The organism is Streptomyces sp. NPDC002889 (assembly GCF_042888425.1).
In the GTDB taxonomy this organism is placed as follows: domain Bacteria; phylum Actinomycetota; class Actinomycetes; order Streptomycetales; family Streptomycetaceae; genus Streptomyces.
Genome location: NZ_JBIAPT010000074.1, coordinates 1 through 2,129, shown reverse-complemented (window position 1 = coordinate 2,129; position 2,129 = coordinate 1). Strand labels below are relative to the sequence as shown.

Genomic DNA, 2,129 nt, shown 5'->3' with positions numbered 1-2,129 from the left:
GGGTTCCGGGTGGAGCCGGGTGAGATCGAGGCGGTGCTGGCAAGGCACGGGAGCGTCGGTCAGGTCGCGGTGATCGTCCGGGAGGACCGGCCCGGGGACAAACGCCTCGTCGCCTACATCGTCCCTGCCCCGGCGGCTCGGGTGGACACCGCGGCGCTGCGGGAGTCCGTGGCGGCCGCTCTGCCCGAGTACATGGTTCCTGCCGCCGTGCTCGTGCTGGAGCGACTTCCGGTCACGGTCAACGGAAAGCTCGACCGCGCCGCCTTGCCCGCTCCTGACTTCGGGGGCGTGACGGACGGCCGTGGGCCCGCGACGCCGACGGAAGCGGTGCTCTGCGGGCTGTTCGGCGAGGTGCTGGGCCTGGAGTCGGTGGGCGCCGACATCTCGTTCTTCGAACTGGGTGGTGACTCGCTGCTGGCGATGAAGCTGATCGCCAGGATCCGGGCCGTCCTGGACTCCTCGCTCAACATCCGTGACCTGTTCGCCGCGCCGACGGCCGCCGGAGCGGCCCGTCAGATCGACGAGCTCGCCGGCGAGGTGCGGGTGGCGTTGGCGGTGCAGCCCCGCCCCGAGGTACTGCCGCTCTCGTTCGCGCAGCAGCGGATGTGGTTCCTGAACCGGCTCGAAGGCAGGGGGGAAGGCGCGGGCTACAACCTGCCCATGGCACTGCGGCTGTCCGGTGACCTGGACGTGGCGGCGCTGGAAGCGGCGCTCGGTGATGTCGCGGACCGGCACGAGAGCCTGCGCACGATCTTCCCCGAGACCCACGGTGTTCCCCGGCAGCAGGTACTCGAGGGCCTGGTGGGTCGGCCGTCGCTGGCAGTGGTCCACGTCGGCGAGGACCAGGTGGCGGAGGAGTACGCCGCTCACATGACCCGGACCTTCGATCTCAGCGCCGAACTGCCGTGGCGGGTGCGGCTGCTGGTGACGGGTCCGACGGAGTTCGTCCTCCTGATGGTCGCGCACCACATCGCGGGGGACGGCTGGTCGATGGGTGTCCTGACGCGTGACCTCGGGGCGGCCTATGCGGCACGACTCCGTGGCCAGGCGCCGGGCTGGGCACCGCTGCCGGTGCAGTACGCCGACTACGCGCTGTGGCAGCGGCAGATGATGGGAGACCTCGACGACCCGGACAGCATGATCAGCAGTCAGCTCGGGTACTGGCGCGACGTTCTGGCCGACGCACCGCAGGAGTTGGCCCTGCCGACGGACCGGCCGCGTCCGGCGACGCCTTCTTTCCGGGGTGACTCCGTGCCCCTCCAGGTGGACGCGCAGACCCACTCCGGGCTGGTCGAGCTCGCCCAGCACGGCCGGGCCACCATGTTCATGGTCATGCACACCGCGCTCACAGTGCTTCTGTCCCGTCTGGGAGCGGGCACCGACATCCCGATCGGGACGGTCACGGCGGGACGTGGGGACGCGGCGTTGGACGACCTGGCCGGGTTCTTCGTGAACACGCTGGTGCTGCGGGCCGATCTGAGCGCCGATCCGTCCTTCATGGACCTGCTGGCCCGGGTGCGGGAGACGGACCTGGCCGCATACGCCCATCAGGATGTGCCTTTCGAGCGGCTCGTCGAAGACCTCAACCCCGTCCGGTCCCTGGACCGGCACCCGCTCTTCCAGGTGTCGCTCAACATCAAGAACGGCTCGGAGGGGCGGGACCAGTGGAATCTGCCCGGCCTTGAGGTCCGCCCGATGCCCGCCGCGGCGCCGTCGGCCCAGTTCGACCTGTCGGTGCACCTGGCCGAACAGCGTGACGAAGACGGTGCCCCGGCAGGGATCGGCGGCGGACTCCTCTACGCCACCGACCTGTTCGACGAGGGCTCCGCCCAGGCGATGGTCCGTCGGTTCGTGCGGGTGCTCGAGCAGATCGCCGTGAATCCGGCACTGCAGGTGAGCGAGATCGACGTACTGCTGGACGATGCCGAGCGGTCGCAGGTGGTCGAGGGGTGGAACGCCACTGATCGCCCCATCCCGGCAGCGCCGGTGCACAACCTGTTCGAGGCTCAGGCGCTTCGTGTTCCGGATGTTCCGGCGGTGCGGTGTGGTTCTGAGGTGTTGTCGTATGGGGAGTTGGATGGTGCGGCGAACCGGTTGGCGAGGTGTTTGAGGCGGCTTGGGGTGTCGGT

At 69.8% G+C, this 2,129-nt stretch carries 1 protein-coding gene; it reads left to right on the top strand.

The genetic code is table 11. From position 1 onward, the window contains the following. The coding region (locus ACFYWI_RS38395; protein WP_389240815.1) for a condensation domain-containing protein at window positions 1-2,129 on the top strand (2,129 nt) is incomplete at both ends.